Origin of the sequence: Bacillus sp. FDAARGOS_1420, assembly GCF_019344915.1 — a bacterium.
Taxonomy (GTDB): domain Bacteria; phylum Bacillota; class Bacilli; order Bacillales; family Bacillaceae_G; genus Bacillus_A; species Bacillus_A mycoides.
The window spans coordinates 24,273-42,712 of the sequence record NZ_JAHWJB010000002.1 but is presented as its reverse complement, the minus strand read 5'-3'; the positions used below and the strand labels follow the sequence as shown (position 1 = coordinate 42,712).

Annotated in this window: 16 protein-coding genes and 1 riboswitch; of the genes, 8 read left to right on the top strand and 8 right to left on the bottom strand. The window is 36.4% G+C overall.

Annotated elements, in window-relative coordinates:
* Nucleotides 1-15 precede the first annotated feature (15 nt).
* Nucleotides 16-573: an HAAS signaling domain-containing protein gene (locus I6L50_RS10485; protein WP_219301334.1), complete on the top strand. Its 558-nt coding sequence runs from the start codon at nucleotides 16-18 to the stop codon at nucleotides 571-573.
* A gap of 24 nt (nucleotides 574-597) precedes the next feature.
* A complete protein-coding gene (locus tag I6L50_RS10480; RefSeq protein WP_219301333.1) occupies nucleotides 598-1,194 on the top strand; it encodes an NDxxF motif lipoprotein in 597 nt (198 codons plus the stop codon).
* A 153-nt stretch (nucleotides 1,195-1,347) separates the two neighbouring features.
* On the opposite strand, the gene I6L50_RS10475 is transcribed toward I6L50_RS10480, so the two are convergent.
* The gene (locus I6L50_RS10475) at nucleotides 1,348-1,701 is read right to left on the bottom strand and encodes a YlbF/YmcA family competence regulator (RefSeq protein ID WP_088035249.1); all 354 of its coding nucleotides are present in this window, start codon (nucleotides 1,699-1,701) and stop codon (nucleotides 1,348-1,350) included.
* Nucleotides 1,702-1,844: 143 nt separating this feature from the next.
* Nucleotides 1,845-2,990 carry a DUF445 domain-containing protein gene (locus I6L50_RS10470; RefSeq protein ID WP_219301331.1) on the bottom strand — a complete coding sequence of 382 codons (1,146 nt, stop codon included), beginning with the start codon at nucleotides 2,988-2,990 and terminating at the stop codon, nucleotides 1,845-1,847.
* Between the two features lie 125 nt (nucleotides 2,991-3,115).
* On the opposite strand from I6L50_RS10470, the gene I6L50_RS10465 reads away from it, so the two are divergent.
* Together I6L50_RS10465 and I6L50_RS10460 are read left to right on the top strand one after the other, a co-directional pair.
* Nucleotides 3,116-4,168 (top strand): YheC/YheD family protein, encoded by a 1,053-nt coding sequence (locus I6L50_RS10465; protein WP_219301329.1) that lies wholly within the window; start codon nucleotides 3,116-3,118, stop codon nucleotides 4,166-4,168.
* Between the two features lie 19 nt (nucleotides 4,169-4,187).
* Nucleotides 4,188-5,648: a YheC/YheD family endospore coat-associated protein gene (locus tag I6L50_RS10460; protein WP_113936707.1), complete on the top strand. Its 1,461-nt coding sequence runs from the start codon at nucleotides 4,188-4,190 to the stop codon at nucleotides 5,646-5,648.
* A gap of 16 nt (nucleotides 5,649-5,664) precedes the next feature.
* Here I6L50_RS10460 and I6L50_RS10455 read toward each other — a convergent pair whose 3' ends face one another.
* Entirely contained in the window at nucleotides 5,665-5,910 is a 246-nt protein-coding gene (locus I6L50_RS10455) for a hypothetical protein (protein WP_002087367.1), read from the bottom strand.
* A gap of 655 nt (nucleotides 5,911-6,565) precedes the next feature.
* On the opposite strand from I6L50_RS10455, the gene sasP reads away from it, so the two are divergent.
* Nucleotides 6,566-6,769, top strand: coding sequence for a small acid-soluble spore protein, SasP family (gene sasP / locus I6L50_RS10450; RefSeq protein WP_000013349.1), 204 nt, complete (start codon nucleotides 6,566-6,568; stop codon nucleotides 6,767-6,769).
* Nucleotides 6,770-6,820: 51 nt separating this feature from the next.
* On the opposite strand, the gene I6L50_RS10445 is transcribed toward sasP, so the two are convergent.
* The 5 genes from I6L50_RS10445 to I6L50_RS10425 all read right to left on the bottom strand — a co-directional run bounded on the left by I6L50_RS10445 (nucleotide 6,821) and on the right by I6L50_RS10425 (nucleotide 13,127).
* Complete coding sequence (locus I6L50_RS10445) at nucleotides 6,821-7,555, bottom strand: amino acid ABC transporter ATP-binding protein (RefSeq protein ID WP_219301327.1); 735 nt, start codon at nucleotides 7,553-7,555, stop codon at nucleotides 6,821-6,823.
* Nucleotides 7,556-7,583: 28 nt separating this feature from the next.
* Nucleotides 7,584-8,282, bottom strand: a complete 699-nt coding sequence (locus tag I6L50_RS10440; RefSeq protein WP_033706449.1) for an amino acid ABC transporter permease — start codon at nucleotides 8,280-8,282, stop codon at nucleotides 7,584-7,586.
* On the bottom strand, nucleotides 8,269-9,066 hold the full coding sequence (locus I6L50_RS10435) for an amino acid ABC transporter substrate-binding protein (RefSeq protein ID WP_002030008.1): 798 nt from the start codon (nucleotides 9,064-9,066) through the stop codon (nucleotides 8,269-8,271). The genes I6L50_RS10440 and I6L50_RS10435 overlap by 14 nt, the downstream gene beginning before the upstream one ends.
* Nucleotides 9,067-9,369: 303 nt before the next feature.
* A complete protein-coding gene (locus I6L50_RS10430; RefSeq protein WP_219301326.1) occupies nucleotides 9,370-11,370 on the bottom strand; it encodes an ABC transporter ATP-binding protein in 2,001 nt (666 codons plus the stop codon).
* Nucleotides 11,367-13,127 carry an ABC transporter ATP-binding protein gene (locus I6L50_RS10425; RefSeq protein ID WP_219301325.1) on the bottom strand — a complete coding sequence of 587 codons (1,761 nt, stop codon included), beginning with the start codon at nucleotides 13,125-13,127 and terminating at the stop codon, nucleotides 11,367-11,369. Before I6L50_RS10425 ends, I6L50_RS10430 begins: the two co-directional genes overlap by 4 nt.
* Before the next feature lie 628 nt (nucleotides 13,128-13,755).
* Here I6L50_RS10425 and gapN point away from each other — a divergent pair.
* The 3 genes from gapN to I6L50_RS10410 all read left to right on the top strand — a co-directional run bounded on the left by gapN (nucleotide 13,756) and on the right by I6L50_RS10410 (nucleotide 18,385).
* Entirely contained in the window at nucleotides 13,756-15,195 is a 1,440-nt protein-coding gene (gapN, locus tag I6L50_RS10420; protein ID WP_002010835.1) for an NADP-dependent glyceraldehyde-3-phosphate dehydrogenase, read from the top strand.
* Between the two features lie 177 nt (nucleotides 15,196-15,372).
* Nucleotides 15,373-15,554: riboswitch (Lysine riboswitch) on the top strand.
* Between the two features lie 146 nt (nucleotides 15,555-15,700).
* The gene (locus I6L50_RS10415) at nucleotides 15,701-17,125 is read left to right on the top strand and encodes an amino acid permease (RefSeq protein ID WP_219301324.1); all 1,425 of its coding nucleotides are present in this window, start codon (nucleotides 15,701-15,703) and stop codon (nucleotides 17,123-17,125) included.
* Nucleotides 17,126-17,185: 60 nt separating this feature from the next.
* A complete protein-coding gene (locus I6L50_RS10410) occupies nucleotides 17,186-18,385 on the top strand; it encodes an ABC transporter permease (RefSeq protein WP_219301323.1) in 1,200 nt (399 codons plus the stop codon).
* The last annotated feature ends 55 nt before the right edge of the window (nucleotides 18,386-18,440 follow it).

The following is an 18,440-nucleotide window of genomic DNA, read 5'->3' as shown; positions in this document are numbered from 1 at the left end:
AGGAAAGTGATTGTTATGAACAAAAGTGAATTTTTGGACCAACTTAGTTCTTCCTTGCGGAATATGCCTAATGCAGAAAAGAAAGATATTATTTCAGAGTATGAAACTCATTTTATCAGTGCTAAACAGGATGGGAAATCTGAAGAAGAAATTTCTAGAAAACTAGGAGACCCTAAAACTATTGCTAAAGAACTTAATGTTTCCTATGCAATAAACAACGCTAACAATAAACGAAGCTTCAAAAATATGATAACCGCACTATTTTCTGTTATGAGCTTAAGTGTTTTAAACTTTGCCTTTATCATTATCGCCTTTTTCGTACTACTCTTTTTATTACCGATTCTTCTAGCCCTTATCATTGCCACTCCATTATTAATCATTTCACCTATTTTATTAATAGGGTTAGGATTTTTTTACGGGTTTCATCAAATCAGTTATTCCGATGTTTACAATGTGTTCATCGCTTTTTGCAGCGGTTTACTCATATCCGTAATATCTTACCAAATGATAAAACATGTATACGTAACTTTAGTAAAGTATTTGAAATGGAATATAGCTATTTTACAAAGATAATAATGAATGTAAAAGGAGATTAAAATGAAGAAATATACTTTATATCTACTCATGTTACTTACAATTTTATTTCTATCAGCTTGTTCAAATAGTGCACAACATAAGGAAGAAAACGATGTGCAATCTATTAAAGATGTAACGATAAAAATTCCAGAAACTATATTTAGTTCCTCAAAGAAAAATGAAAATATTAATGAAAACGAAATGAAACAAAATATAAAGACTTATTTAGATTATAGCGGCGAGTTATTTGAAAACATCGTTCCCCTTTCATCAGCCATGTCTGACGAGAATGTCACGGAATCCGACCGAGAGAAATTAAAGCAACTAGTAGATTTAGCAAAACAAAATGATGCGAATTTCCATACTTTTATTAGTAACAATACTATACCTGATGATTACAAAAAGCCTTCGAAAGAAATCTATGAATTTATTTCATCGTCTACAGCACTTTCAGTAGAACTAGATCAAGAAATAGAAAAAATCGCTCAAGATGGTAACTTATTCAAGACCGATTTTTCTTTTACAAAGCGCTTTGAGAAAGTTAATGGTAGAAAGCAAAAAGAGATTGAAAAGTTTTTGAAAGAAAAAAATATTAGAACTGAGTATTTCAACAAGTAATTATGTATATAAAAGAGAAATTGAAAGATACATCATATATTCCCGTCAAAATAGTCACTAACACATGGCTATTTCGGCGGGGATTTTTTTGTGGCAGGACTATCAAATTACCCACAAAAAAAAACGCCCCCATACTAGGAGCGTCTTCCATCATTACGCTTGTTGCGCGCTATATAATTCTTCAAGTGGCTTCATGATGATTTTGTTAACGTCAGTGATAACGATGTTTAAACGTTGCTCAGTTTCCATTAACTTTGTGATTTTTGCATCTTGTTGAATGCGAGTTACAACTTCTTGTGCTTTTTGGTTATCTTCTTCAGTGATTTCTTGGCCTTGCATCATTTTTTGTTGTAAGCCAAGTTGCATCGCGCGGAACTCTTCGAATAAGTTCTTTGACTCTGCATCTCCTTGTACTGCTGCGTAGCTTGCTTTTAATGTTTGGAAATCTTCGTTTTCAGCGATTGTTTTTTGTAATTCATATGCAACATCATGAATGTTTTTTGTCATTTTATTTTTCCTCCTTTAGAAGGCTAGCGCTTTTCGCTCACACTGCCTTTTAAGTGCATTTACATACGCACCTCTTCTTACCATATCAAACTATGCAAGAGATGGGAAGAAATTTCACTTTTATTTCTATACACCCATCTTTATTACTTAAGGAACAAGAGTAACAACCCTTGAATAAATCCAATTGTCCCCCCTAATAACGCCCCTAAATATGTAATCATTTTTAACTCATTTTTTGTAATGGACAATACGAGATCTTCTAGTCTCTCTGTTGAAAATGTAGATACTTCCTGCTGGACAATTTCCGCAAGCTGTAGATTTCCCAATATACTTCCCACATTTTCTGTCCCCCACTTCAAGCCTTTCTCTACTACGCTAGGGACCACTTTTTCAACGATTGTTTCTCGAACTGGCTCACATACTTGCTGAACAGACTGATTTAAAAATCTACTCACTGTTTCCTCTACTTTAACTGCTGACAATATGGAGTTCACAATCATTTCTTTCTCTACGAACATTTCTAATTCTTTTACGTCTCTTCCTTTTAACTTTTCCCACTCTTTTTGCAGTACATCAGTTAACAGACGCTCTGTTCCATCTTGTCCTAAAAACTTAATGACTTCCGGCTGCACGCGATCAACTAAACTTACATTCCCTAAAAACATACCAACTAAGTTAAGCAGCGTCCCGCGAGAAGCGAAAAAGTCATCAATCATTTTTGAAAGGCGTTCCTTTCCTTCTTCACTTTCCAAAAAGCTAATTCCTCTTTTTAAAATAAAAGATGCTACATTCGGAATCGCATTCTCTACTTTTTCATGAACAGAATGAGGTAACGCCTGTTCCCATGTATATGTATAGTACTCTGCTAAAAATGCATGAATTTTTTCTGTAATAACATGTTCGATTTTCCCGATCGCCTCTTCTTCTACATGTTCTAAATTCCATTTTTCTAACATATCCCGTAACGACTGTTCATTTGTAATTACTTTATCGACTTCCACTTGTGTCCAGCGAATTAAACTGGTTTGAAACTCTTTATTTGTTAGTTTCTTTCCGATTCCTTCTGGTGTTAACAAATGGTCTACAACCATTTTACCTAATTGAACAGCAAGCTCATCGCGGCGCTTCGGAATTAACCCTGGCGTAAATGGAACCTGAAACTTCCCAATATAAATCGGACGATGAGGACGAAATAACATTTTTATCGCTAAATGATTTGTGTATCCTCCAATAATTGCCCCGAGCCCTGTCGTTATTAACATATTTAACCATATATTCATCACAATCAACCTTTCACTTCTCCAAAACTATAGCATATCATCATACCGACAAAAGTATAATGGTATAAAAACGTATTTGCAATATATAGCTTCGCCTATAATGCAAACATCTTATTACTAAAGGAGTGATTTCGTTGGTTCTTGGTCTTTTAACTTCCGGGCTCCATCACGAGCAAACGTATTACACCGAAATCGCTAAGCGAGCTCGTCTTTATCATAACGTCGTTGCCCAATTCACACCGTTTAGCATTGATTCAAAGACAGATCTTGTTTCTGGTCTTATTTACGATACAGATACAGGAAATTGGATAGATCAAACCTTTCCCATTCCTTCATATATATATGATCGTTGTCATTTCAAAGAGGATGAGGAATTCCAACAAGCAAATGCGATTATTCATTCATTACACAAACGTTCTTCCACTACTTTTTTAAACAACACACTTATTAACCCAAGCGATTTGCACAATCTTTTTCTTACTAATAAACGTCTTTCCCCTTACGTACCAAAAATAATAAAAGGAACAGTACAAGGAATTTTTAAATTACTACTAGAAACAAGAGATATTATTATAAGACCAATCAATATACACTCCAATGAAAATTTATATCGAGCCACTTACAAAAATAAAACATTTCATATCGAGACAATAAATGAACAACATCATACTTCTACTCAATTCAAACGAACAGATGAATTTATATCATGGTGCAAATCGAACATACACTCATTCCGTTATATGATTCATCCAATGTTACAACCTCCAAATCAACTATCATATCCGATTCATATTCGAACCATTATGCAAAAAAATAAAGAACAGAATTGGAAAGTGCTCGGTCAATTTATACAAAAATCTTCATTCCCAGCACAATTTTTACTTTCAGCAACAGAACGTTCTATGTTACATCCATTTTCTAAAATTAAATATTTACTTTCTCCAACTGGCGTCCAATTATTAAAAGATGCTTTACATGATGTTGTAACCGAAGTTTTTAAAACACTCGATCAGTCCTATTCTTCATTATTTGAACTAGAGCTTTCTACCATTATGGATCAAAAAGGTGCCATTTGGCTTATGTACGTCAATACGATGCCTTCTTACGAAGTTTATACTAGGTACAACGACGAACTCGCTGAACAAATTTTTCATGGTCCATTAAAGTTTAGCCGATTTACACCATAACGAAAGGAGGAAATCCCCGTTGAAAGAGCACATATATACATTAAGTATTTCAGATGAGCATCCAAATAGTATTACTTTACCTTACGTTTTTTCTATTACACCACCAATTACATCCTTTTTCTTTGGCTTACGTTATATTACATGTGAGAATATTAAAATTCATTATTCATTCACGCGAGAAATTATTATTGGCGAACAGATTGCAGCCGATCTTTTACTACCGCATTCGACGACAATCCATGCCTTCTTACACAATCAAACCATTGTTTTCGGCCCATTAATCGGGATTTTCACAACTGGCTTTAACGATGATTCTAATTCTCCTTTAGGAAGTCGTTCCATCTCTCTCAGTGAGTTATTAACACCACCATTCACATTACAGCCATTTGTATTTGTCTTTGGCCTTCAACATATAAACTGGGAAGAGGAAACAATTGAAGGGTACTTCTTTCAAGAAGGAAAATGGGTAAAAAACAAAGTCCCTTTACCAAATGTCATTTACGACCGTTTACCAAATCGGCAAGCAGAAAATTACAAACCTATCGTAAGAGCAAAAAAACGTTTAGAAAGCGACTATGCGATTCCGTGGTTTAATCCGGGATTTTTCAATAAATGGGAAGTGCATCAACTTTTAATGAAAGAAGATTCAATTAAACCATTCTTACCAAATACAGAAGTATTTCAACATTTTGAACAAGTAGAACGACTTCTCGGTACGTATAAGTACATTTATATGAAACCAATACACGGTAGCTTCGGCAGAAATATTCATCAAATACTCTATTCTCAAACTGATAATTGCTACTATTGTCGTTATCGTGAAAATGAACAAAACAAACTAAGAAAGTATCAATCATTAGAAGCCCTTCTTAACCATGTGTTAAAAGGACATGATTTAAAAAAGTTTATCGTACAACAAGGTATCTCACTGCTCCGCTTCGAAGGGCAACCCGTCGATTTTCGCATTCATACAAATAAAAACCATTTTGGTAATTGGGTAGTCAGTGCAATCGTCGCAAAAATCGCCGGCAAAGGTAGCTTAACAACTCATGTAAATAGCGGCGGTGATACGAAATTACTTCAGGAACTATTTCCTGATTCAACAAAGCAAGTTCAAATTGAAAATAAACTAAAACAAACAGCCTTACAAATCAGTTATGCACTTGATGGGCAAGTAACCGGGAACATTGGAGAGATTGGTTTTGACATTGGTTTAGACACCACGGAAAACCCGTGGCTATTTGAAGCAAATTCTAAACCGGGGCGAACTGTATTCCAAGATGAAAAGTTAAAAGAACAAAGTGAACTTACGCGCCAATTATTTTATGAATATGCCATCTATTTAACTGAACACTCTTTGCGCGATACGAAAGAAAAAATGTCACAAATAAAATCAGATCCTTCGTCACATACCGAAAACATCCCTTCCCCTATGATTAACTCACAAATACAAAAACAAAAACTTCCACCTCCTTCATAAGGTGGAAGTTTTTTATTTAAACGAGCTTCACTACAACTTCAGTTTCCACATTACATACTCCGCAATAAAAAACATGATTGCAATACTCCTGTGAATTATTATGTGTTAAACCGTCTACTGCACTTAATAATTCTTGATCCATATATGCACTGTAATCGTCTATGTAATCTACAGTTTTCCCATAATCTTGGAGTATACCTTGGCAATTTTGACAAGAATATGTTTGTGATTCTAGCGCGTTGCAAAGCGGGCAAATTCCCATCATGATTCCTCCATACGTTATCGTTTAAAAACAATTAAAAAGCCCTTTTTTTAGATTGAAGAGAGCATCTAAGCCGTGCATAGACGCGGTCAGTTCCTTTTTCTACCCTACCCTGGGTTAAAACAGAACTATGCAGTTGTTGCCGTTTAATTTTCATTTTACTAAGCTTTAATTTATCTCACTTTAATTACATTTTCGTTTAAAAGCTTCTTTTTTAGATTAAAGAGAGCATCTAGCCGTGCATAGACGCGGTCAGTTCCTTTTTCTGCCCTGCCCTGGGTTAAAACAGAACTATGCAGTTGCTTCCGATTTAATTTTCATTTTACTAAACTGGAATTTGTCTCACTTTAACAAATCATAAGTTAAGTAAGCCAAGCTGGTTATACAAAGAAAAAAACGCATATGATTTCGCTCTTAGTTTAGCCTTCTTTCTTAAAAATACAACGATTACTCTTATTTCATAATTTACGAAATGATGAAATATTTTTTTACAAAATTTACAAATTATTTTTTTGTATATCTTTCTAGGTAACATCCATACTATGAGTACAAACTTAATTACCGATGGATTAGCGCCAAACGGGGCGATAATCTGGTTCAAATCCAGCTAGTCCAACCAAAAAAATTTTTATAACTCTAAGGAGGATATATTCCTATGGCAAACCAAAGCTCTTACAATCAATTAGTAGTACCAGGTGCAACAGCAGCAATCGATCAAATGAAGTACGAAATCGCTCAAGAATTTGGTGTACAATTAGGAGCAGATTCTACGGCTCGCGCTAACGGTTCTGTTGGTGGAGAAATTACAAAACGTCTAGTTGCAATGGCTGAGCAAAGCCTTGGCGGATTCCAAAAATAAATATATATGGCAAAAAGGTCTCAGGGCATATGCCCTGAGACCTTCCTTAATTTACTGCAACATTTGTAAAAACTTCTTCGTTCGTTCTTCTTTTGGATTTGTAAATACATCTTCCGGTGTACCTTGTTCGACAACGACACCGCCATCCATGAAAATAACACGGTTCGCAATTTGATGAGCAAAGCGCATTTCATGCGTTACAATGACCATCGTCATTCCTTCTTTAGCAAGTTCTTTCATAACCTTTAAAACTTCTTGAACTAGCTCAGGATCAAGTGCTGACGTTGGCTCATCAAATAGTAAAACTTCCGGCTCCATCGCAAGCGCACGAGCGATTCCAACGCGCTGTTGTTGTCCACCTGATAATTGGAACGGATATAAGTCTACTTTATCCGCAAGACCAACTTTTTCAAGGAAATAGTTTGCTTTTTTCTTTGCTTCTTCTTTCCCCATCTTTTTCACTGTAATGAGCCCTTCCATTACATTGTGAATTGCTGTTAAATGAGGAAATAGATTATGGTGTTGGAATACCATACCTGTTTGCGTACGAAGATTTACAATATCTTTCTTCGATACTTTTTGAGAGAAATCGAGCTCTTTATTGCCGATGCGAATGTTACCAGCGTTCGGCGTTTCTAACACGTTGAGACAACGCAAGAATGTCGTTTTACCAGATCCAGATGGCCCGATAATAACAACCACTTCGCCCTTCTCAACTGATAAGTCTATATGTTTTAATACGGTATTATCTCCGAAACTTTTTTGTAAATGTTGAATTGAAATCATAAAAACAAAAACTCCTTTTATGAAAGGGTTATTTTAGAGTATAACGTTCTGAACGTTTTTCTAATATTTGTTGCACGATAGATAATAAGAAGCAAATTACCCAATAAATTAGACCTGCTTCAAAATAAACAATTAAAAACTCATAGTTCATTGCCGCAATTTCCTGCGCTTTTCGGAACATTTCTGTTACTAAAATTAACGACGCTAATGAAGTATCCTTCACTAAACTAATAAATGTATTCGAAAGCGGCGGAATTGATACGCGTGTTGCTTGTGGTAAAATAACACGTTTTAATGCTTGCGGGTATGTCATCCCAATTGTGTAAGCTGCTTCCCACTGTCCTTTCGGGATTGAAAGGATAGAAGCACGAATAATTTCAGATGCATATGCACCTACATTTAATGAAAATCCAATAACTGCTGCTGTATATGGCTCAACCTCAATATTAAGAGTTGGAAGGCCATAGAAAATAATAAATAACTGTACAAGAAGTGGCGTTCCGCGAATGATAGATACATAGATACGAGCAATCCATTGTAAAATACGACTACCTGAAATACGTGCGAGCGCTGTTAACGTCGCAAGTATAATACCGATAATAAATGTAATAAGCGTTAACGGAATTGTCGTAAAGACAGCTTCCTTCAGCATAGGCGCGAAGGAAGTCTGCATAATATCTATCCAAGTAGACAATCGATCTGACATCAATGCGCTACTTAGATACATTTTCACCGAACCATTTTTTCGTTATTTTATCGTACGTACCATCTTTTTTCATATCTTCTAACGCTTTATTTACTTCCTGTACAAGTTTGTCGCTACCTTTACGGAATAAGAATCCACTTTGTGACGCTTCTTTTTCTGTATCTACAATTTTAATTTTTGCATCTTTTTTCGTTTCTAAATAGTTTAACACTGATAATTTATCATTGATTGTGAAATCAACGCGGCCAGAACTTAATAATTCTGCTGCTTGGCTAAATCCTTCTACACCTGTGATTTCCGCACCATTTTTCTTAGCAATATCTGCGTAGTTACTTGTTAAAGATTGTGCTGCTTTTAATCCTTTTACGTCAGCAAATGTAGCAGGTTTATCTTTATCTTTCGCAATAACTAATGCTGCTGAAGAAGAAATATATGGACTAGAGAAGTCATATTTCTTTTGGCGATCTTCACGAATACCAACTTCGTTCGCAACCATGTCGAAACGTTTTGCATCTATTCCTGCAAGTAAGCTATCCCATTGTGTTTCTTTAAATACAGGCTTTACACCTAAACGTTTTGCAACTTCTTCTGCTAATTCAACGTCAAACCCAGTTAATTTATCGTTTGTATCGTGGAACGTAAATGGTGGATATGTACCTTCTGTACCAATTACAAGCTCACCGCTTTGTTTTATCTTCTGTAATGCATCTTGATTAGCTGTATCTTTTTTCTCTTCTTTACCGCAGCCCGCTACAATCCCAATCGCTAATGTAGTTACTGCAAGCACTGAAAATAACTTTTTCATGATAGTAGTCCTCCAAGTATTCTGATAGGAATTTAAAAACTATATTGATTGTATGCAATTTCGAACAATTTTTCAATGAAAATGTTCTTATTTAGTTTAACCTTTTTCTTCATAATCAAACAAAATGGAAAAATAGCGCTACATACAAAAAATAAGTAACATTTTTTAATATAGCATTTATAAAGAAAAAGGTAAAATAATACCTACTTATTTATAAGTTTTTCAGCCGGTGAAATATATTAACTTCTAAGCGGACAATCCGATCAAAAAAGAACTTGCGAAAATCGCAAGTTCTTCTAAAAATTAAGCACTCTGGTTTCCTTCCATTTGCGTTTTATACATATCGTAATAACGCCCGCGCTTTTTCATTAATTCATCATGGGAACCTTTTTCCAAAATCGTTCCTCTATCAAGCACAATAATTTGATCAGCGCTCTTAATTGTTGAAAGACGATGAGCGATAATAAACGTCGTTCGTCCTTTCTTCACAACTTCTAGCGCTTGTTGAATCATCGCTTCTGTTTCTGTATCAATACTGGAAGTCGCTTCATCTAAAATTAAAATAGCAGGATCAAAAGCAAGTGCCCTAGCAAACGATATAAGCTGACGTTCTCCGGTTGAAAGTGTACTTCCTTTCTCCGTAATTTTTTCATCTATATTGTTAGCAAACCTTTCCGCACCAACATCTCGTAACGCCTTTACGATGCGATCTTTTGTAATTTTTTCATTTTCTAAGCTTACATTGGATGCCACTGTCCCGCTAAATAAAAACGGATCTTGCAATACAATTCCCATATGTTCACGTGTTGCTTGTTTCGGCATCTCTGTTACATCATGACCATCAATCGTAAGCTTCCCTTTTTGAAATTCATAAAACTGAAAGAGCACATTCATAATGGAACTTTTTCCTGATCCAGTATGACCGACAAGTGCCACTGTCTCCCCTTGTTTCGCTTCAAAAGAAATATTTTTTAACACTTCATCTTTTCCATTGTAAGAAAACGAAACATTATCAAATTTCACATTTCCGGTTAAGCGAGGCATACGTTCTTCTTCTACTGCCTCTCCCTTTTCCTCTAGCAATTCAAACACACGCTCTGATGCAACACGCGATTGCTCTAAGTTAGCAAGTTGGTTCACCATGTTCGTAATTGGCGAGAATAACCTCGTTAAATAATCGACGAAAGCATACAGTATCCCTAGAGAAAGGAGGCCAGAAGCACTTAATGAAGCACCACCGAAATACCAAATTACACCTGTAAAAGCGATATTTCTTAATACAGACACTAAATTATGCGAAGTTGCTGCATTTAAATTTAAAATTTTATTTTGATATTTAAAATAATCACCATTTAACTCTTCAAATTCCTTCTTCGTTTCATGTTCTTGACGAAATGCTTGAATAATTGGCATCCCTTGAATTGATTCATTCACTGTTCCGTTAATATCCGATAAACGCGAACGCATTTTATGATTGTATACAGACGCATACTTTCTATACATAATCGCCCAAACAATTAAAATTGGGATGATAAGTAAGCATAGCGCCGCCAGTTTTACATCAAGTAAAAATAGCGCAGCGAAAATCCCGATAATATAGATGATACTAGAGACGAATGTCGCAAGCACTGTTACATATAAATCACGAATCGCTTCTGTATCATTCGTTACACGTGATACAATTTTCCCTGCTGGTAAATGGTCAAAATAACGAATTGGCAACGTTTGAATATGGGAAAAGACGTCTTCCCTCATAATTTGAATAATTTTGTTTGCCGCCTTCTGTAAGAAGAACTGCTTTCCGTATGCAAATAATGATACGACTACTAATAAAGCGAAATATCCACCGCCAAGTAGTAATAACCTATTTATTTCTGGTTTATAAAACGCAAATACTTCTTCTTTCGTTAAGGCTTTCGATTTATACACTTGCACTGCCTTACCACTTTGTACTGTAAGCACATCACCCTTAACAGAACGAGTTCCTTCAAGCGTTATTTTATTCGGTACAAAATAGTACTGAAAACCAACTTGAATCACTCGGACTTCTTTCCCTTTTTGCTCACCTTGTTCAAAGCGATCACTTCGCTTATAAAAGGCGCCATTATATGAAACAGCATCCTCACTCTTTTCTGTTTCATACCAGGGTCTCTCTATTCCAACGATATGCTCATCGATCATCGTTTTTGCGACGAAAGGACCCGCGAGTTCTGCAATAACGAAAACAAATAGCATCGCCATCGCTGCAAAAATCGGCCCTTTTACTTTCATCGCGTATTGAAACAATCGTTTTGAAACACTCATATTTTCACCCCACTATCCGTACTTTCACTTTCACCTTGTTGTCTTTCGAACTGCTCTGCATACCAGCCCCCATTTCGAACGAGTGCTTCATGCGAACCTTCTTCAATAACCTCACCGTTATCCATAACGAGAATCCAATCAGCATGCTGCACTGCTGACAAACGATGCGTTGTTATAATCGTCGTCTTCCCGCTTCTTTCTGTTCGTATGTTTTCAATAATTGCCGCTTCAGTACGAGCATCAACAGCTGATAAAGAATCGTCCAAAATTAAAATTTCCGGATTTTGAATAACAGCCCTCGCAATCGAAATCCTTTGCTTTTGCCCACCTGATAAAGAAACACCTTTCTCTCCAACGAGCGTTTCTAAACCTTCCGGTAAAAACTCTAAATCCTTTTTAAACGCAGCTATTTCAATCGCTTTTTCAAGTTCTTCTTCAGTCGCTTCTCTATTTCCGAATAAAATATTTTCCTTCGCTGTTTTTGAGAACAAAATGTGTTCCTGAGGTACATACCCAATCCAGCCAAGTACGTTATCATTCGTAATTTTATCTAGCTTCACATCAGAAACCGCAATATCCCCTTCTCCAAGTGGATATTGACGAAGAAGCTGACGAACGAGCGTCGTTTTCCCGCTTCCTGTCTTCCCAACAACTCCAAGTGTCTCTCCTTGTTTTAAAGAGAACGAAACATTTTTCAAATTCGTTTCAATTGATGAAGGATATGAAAAAGTAACGTTATCAAACTGAATGTAATCTGGCTCTTGTACAACCTTTGGATCTTTCGGATTCTTTACATCTGGTTCATAAGCTAACGTTTCATTTACACGGTCGAGCGACGCATTTCCTCTTTGCATAACATTAATCAATTCACCAATTGCAAACATCGGCCAAATCATCATCCCTAAATAGACGTTAAAAGAAACGAGCTCACCAAGTGTCACCTTTGATTGGAATACGAGATATGCACCGTACACTAAACCAATTAAATAACTAAGACCGACGAGCATTTTCACAGTCGGCTGGAATAATGCATCGATTCTTGCTACTCTCATATTTTTCTCGTATACGTCATCTCCTAAATGATGAAACCTTTCTTGATCAGCGTTCTCCTGTACATACGCACGAATAACGCGTACACCCGCAATTGATTCAAGTACTTTATCGTTCATATCCCCGAACGCATCTTGCGCGACTGTAAATCTTTCATGCAACTTCTTTCCGTATCTATTCATCGCATACGCCATAATCGGAAGTGGTATAAGCGCAGCAAATGTTAACTGCCAACTAATTGAAAAGCCCATCATACAAACGATTGTAAGCATATATAGACTAGAATCAACGAGCGTTAATATACCAAAACCAGCTGTCATGGAGATTGCTTTTAAATCATTTGTCGCTCTCGCCATTAAATCGCCAGTACGATTTTTTTGATAAAACGTCGGTGTCATCTTAAGTAAGTGCCCCATAAATTTTGAACGCATCGTTTTCTCAAGTACGAACGCACCGCCAAATAGTTGGTGCTGCCAAATGAAAGTAAGTACATACCCACCAATCGTTACCCCAAGTAAAATAAGAATATATTGCATAATCGCCTCATTCGTTAAGGCTCCCGTTTTAATACTATCAATTGTAATTCCTAACACTTTCGGTGGAATTACCTCTATCACGTTTACAATTAAAAGTACCCCAATTGCGATACTATACCTTTTCCAATGCTCTCTAAAAAACCAGCTTAACTTTAGTAATACTGAAAACAATATAACCTCTCCTTTCTCTTTCTCGTTTGATTCACATTTCTTTATCCGCTATCCAAACCCATCACATTTACATTTCGTAAGCCATACAATTTCATCACATTTTTCCACCTTCCAAATTCTAATTTTTTATAGTAACAAGGAAAACAAACAAAAAAAAGCATACCGCCGCTTGACGATATGCAATAGAATGCATAAAAGCGTACGTTACGATATACGCAACGTACGCTTCTCATAAGACAAAAAGGTCCTATATATCCGCACGGGTTGCGTAATGATATGAATGTTTTCCGCCATTTAACAGAGCTAAGCCCATTACATTTACGATTACAATCATTACGCACACCCCCTTCATTTATTTTCCATTTATAATCTTACAACTTTATTGAGTATTCTGTCAATTATTTTTTTCGCTTTAGAATAAAATAATCTTTTATCACAAAAAATAAAAGTGATGCATTCTGCTTATAATTCAGTTTGAAATAAGAGAATCTTCTGTAAGAAAGGGCATACAAAACAAAAAAATAGTAAGAAATCGTTTTCACAAACATTTCATTTGAAAAATATTATCAAACCACCTACAATCACCTTATACTCACTCTTACAAGTTGCTATTTTAGGAGGACTAATCATGACAACTAGCAATACGTACAAATTTTATTTAAACGGAGAATGGAGAGAAAGCTCTTCAGGTCAAACAATCGACATTCCATCTCCATACTTACACGAAGTAATTGGGCAAGTACAAGCAATTACTCAAGGAGAAGTAGATGAAGCAATTGCATCTGCAAAAGAAGCTCAAAAATCATGGGCTGAAGCTTCTCTACAAGATCGCGCAAAATATTTATATAAATGGGCTGATGAGCTCGTAAATATGCAAGATGAAATTGCCGATATCATTATGAAAGAAGTCGGTAAAGGCTATAAAGATGCGCAAAAAGAAGTCGTTCGTACAGCTGACTTAATTCGTTACACAGTTGACGAAGCACTTCACATGCACGGTGAAAGCATGATGGGTGATAGCTTCCCTGGTGGATCTAAATCTAAACTTGCGATTATTCAGCGCGCACCACTTGGTGTTGTATTAGCAATTGCACCATTTAACTACCCAGTAAACTTATCTGCTGCAAAACTTGCACCAGCACTTATTATGGGTAACGCTGTTATCTTCAAACCAGCAACTCAAGGTGCAATTAGCGGTGTTAAAATGGTTGAAGCACTTCATAAAGCTGGCCTTCCAAAAGGTCTTGTAAATGTAGCTACAGGACGCGGTTCTGTAATTGGTGACTACTTAGTAGAACATCCTGGCGTAAATATGGTATCGTTCACAGGTGGTACAAATACAGGTAAACATTTAGCGAAAAAAGCTGCGATGATTCCACTTGTATTAGAACTTGGTGGTAAAGATCCTGGTATCGTTTGTGAAGATGCAGACTTACAAGAAGCTGCAAAGCATATCGTAAGCGGTGCATTCTCTTACTCAGGTCAACGTTGTACAGCTATTAAGCGTGTACTTGTACATGAAAATGTAGCAGACGAACTAGCTGGCTTATTAAAAGAGCAAGTAGCTGAACTATCAGTTGGATCTCCAGAACAAAACAGCACAATCGTTCCATTAATCGACGACAAATCTGCTGACTTCGTTCAAGGTTTAATTGACGATGCTGCTGAAAAAGGTGCAACAATCGTTATCGGTAACAAACGTGAGCGCAACCTAATTTATCCAACGTTAATCGACAACGTAACAGAAGAAATGAAAGTTGCTTGGGAAGAGCCATTTGGCCCAATCCTTCCAATCATCCGTGTTTCTTCTGACGAACAAGCGATTGAAATTGCTAACAAATCAGAGTTCGGTCTGCAAGCAAGTGTCTTCACAAAAGACATTAACAAAGCATTTGCAATTGCTAACAAAATCGACACTGGTTCTGTTCAAATTAACGGACGCACAGAGCGCGGCCCTGACCACTTCCCATTCATCGGTGTAAAAGGTTCGGGTATGGGCGCACAAGGTATTCGTAAGAGCCTTGAGTCTATGACTCGTCAAAAAGTAACTGTATTAAACTTAGTTTAATCTTATATGTAGCAGCTGATCTAATATTTAGGTCAGCTGCTTTTTAGTTAAAATCCTCCGGGACCTAATAACAAATTCTTCTCTATAATCTGATTATTACTATATCCATTGACGTATAAAAATACATTTGTTACTCTTAAACATGTTAATTTAATACATAAATCCTCATTCGTATCTCGGTGAGGTAGAGGTTGCAATCATTAAAAGTATCATTTCAGGAGATGTAGTGGCATTGATGAAGAAATGAGAAAGGAATGATTGCCGAAGTAAGTCGTGTCCACCATGCACGCTTGCTGGGTCTGCATTTAATAAGTGCAGAACTGTCACAAACGTTTCGTTTGTGGAGAGCTATCGAGAGGTATGTCGTGGGTTTCTTATAAGATAGAAAGCATGTAGCGGCAAATTACGTGCTTTTTTTGTTTTGTTTGGACCTTCTCTTCCTTATCAGGAAGACATACATATCTCCTCGCTTGACTTGGTTATACTAACTTTGGAGGTATTTTCTATGCAACAAAAAAAATGGGGCTTTTGGGTACTAACAGCTTTCGTTGTCGGTAACATGGTTGGCGCTGGTATTTTCATGGTGCCAAGTACGTTGGCACAAACAGCAAGCCCACTCGGTGTCACTTTAGCTTGGTTAACAACAGGGTTTGGTGTTTTAATGCTAGCTCTTGTTTTCGGTAATTTAGCAATTCGTCGTCCTGATTTAACGACAGGACCACAAAGTCATGCATATGCTTTATTCTCAACACCAAAAAGAAAGAAAATGGCTGGTTTCAGCATGGTGTGGGGATATTGGGTTGCAAACTGGGCAAGTAACGTTGCCATCATTACATCTTTCGCGGGATATTTATCACTCTTCTTCCCGATTATGAAAGATACGCGACTATTATTTTCAATCGGCTCGTTCGATATAGAAGTTGGAAAGCTCATTACATTTACTATTTGTTCCGTCTTACTATGGGGCACACATTTAATTTTAACAAACGGTGTAAGCGGAGCTGGGAAGCTCAACTTCCTAGCAACAACAACGAAAGTAACTGGATTCCTTCTATTCATCATTGTTACGTTATTTGCGTTCGAAGCTTCAAAATTTGGACAATGGTACACACCAATGATCGATAAAGAAGGCGTATCACACGGTCTACTTTCACAAGTAAACTTAGCGGCTCTTACAACGCTTTGGGCATTTATCGGGATTGAATCAGCCGTTCTTTTATCAAACCGGGCTACCTCTCCAAAAACGGTAAAACGCGCAACTGTTGCAGGATTACTTATCACAGTTGCAATTTACTTAGGAATTACAATTTTAACAATGGGTGTACTTCACGTTGATAAATTACAAGCTTCTGAACGTCCATTAGCAGATGCATTAAACGCTGCAATGGGTCACGGCGGCGGGAAACTTATGGCATTACTTGCTCTTACTTCCCTATTCGGTTCAATATTAGGCTGGATTTTATTAAGCTCTGAAGTACCTTATCAAGCAGCCAAAGAAGGTTTCTTCCCTTCCTTCTTTACAAAAACAAATAAAAAAGGAAGTCCAATTTACTCATTACGATTAACAAACATTATGTCGCAAGTGTTCTTATTCTCAACACTATCTGGAACCATTGCGGAAGCTTATACATTCGTTATTACCGTATCAACACTGGCCTACCTCATTCCATATCTCGTTTCACCAATCTTCCAGTTAAAACTGGTCGCAACTGGTGAAACTTATAAAAATGAGTTACGGGCAAGAATTATAGATGGTGTGGTCGCAGTTATTGCAATTTGCTATGCACTATGGGTTATTAAAACAGGAGCATCCGATATAAAAACATTTCTTCTCGGAATTGGTTTATTCGGGATTGGCTTTGCCTTCTATCCATTAATGAATCGTGATCAGAAAAAAAATAAAGAAAAGAAAAACGAGCAAGTTGCGTAACGCAATTTGCTCGTTTTTTACTTTATAAAACATATATAATAGAAAAAAGAGGTGAAAAACATGTCAATCGAATCACTATGGAGCTCTCGCTTTCAACAACATATTCAAAATGCCATCACATACTTTGCACGTATGATTAACGGTTTACTATATAGCTTCATCTTCGTCTCATGTGTAGGTGCATATTATTACGCTAAGTTTCTTAAAACGGATCCTTCTAAAGGAATATCACTATTGCTTATTACAATCGTCTTAACAGCGATTATAACGAGATGCCCAATACGTACATTTATTCAAAAGCCCGATGCTGTCTATTTACTAGCACTAGAAGAGAAATTAACTTCTTATTTTAAAAAATCTCTTCTATATAATTACATCATTCAGCTCTTCTCATTATTATTTACGTTCCTTATTCTCGTACCACTTGCACTGCAATCATTACAATTAACCGTACCTTTTTTATGTACAATCTTTATCGTTTTAATGATTTTAAAAGGCTGGAACATATACATACATTGGATATGGCGTGATAGTTATGAAAAAAGCATATGGCTTATCATTCGTGTTGCTTGTAATGCACTTTTCATTTACATGCTGTTTTATGTTGCAAATATCATTGTGCTAGGCGGCTTACTATTACTTCTTGCCTTTCTACTCCTATATACAAAAAAACAGCCCACAAAGCGAATACCGTGGGAATACATAATCGAGCAAGAAGAAAAAATGGACATACGATTTTATCAATTCGCTAGCATCTTTACCGATGTTCCGCAGCTAAAAAAACAAGTAAACGGCAGAAAATGGCTTACGAATTGGATCGAACCTTTACTACATAAAAAACAAGCTACTTTCTTCTATTTACATACACTTGCATTTTTACGTGGTAATGATTATTTCGGTATATATATTCGCTTGGGGGTAATCGGTGCTTTCATCCTATATTTTGTTCCGAATATATACGTAAAAGGTGCTATCGTTTATATCATCCTATATATGATTTCTATGCAGCTTCGTTCTCTGTGGAAATATTTTTCGGGAAATATTATCGTAGCATTATATCCAATTGATACTGAAGAACGAATGAGTCAATTTCTTAGCTTAATCTTTATATTACTAAGCATTCAACTCATTGTATTTTCAAGTGTTATACTCATTGCTACAGTACAATTTTTACATAGCCTTATCATTATGGTTATCGGGTTACTCTGGATCAAATTTATTATTGTACCAAAAACGAAGAAACGAATTTCCGCATTTTAACGAAAAAGAGGCTGCACATCGCAGCCTCTTTTCTCGTCCCAAAATTTCTAATCAC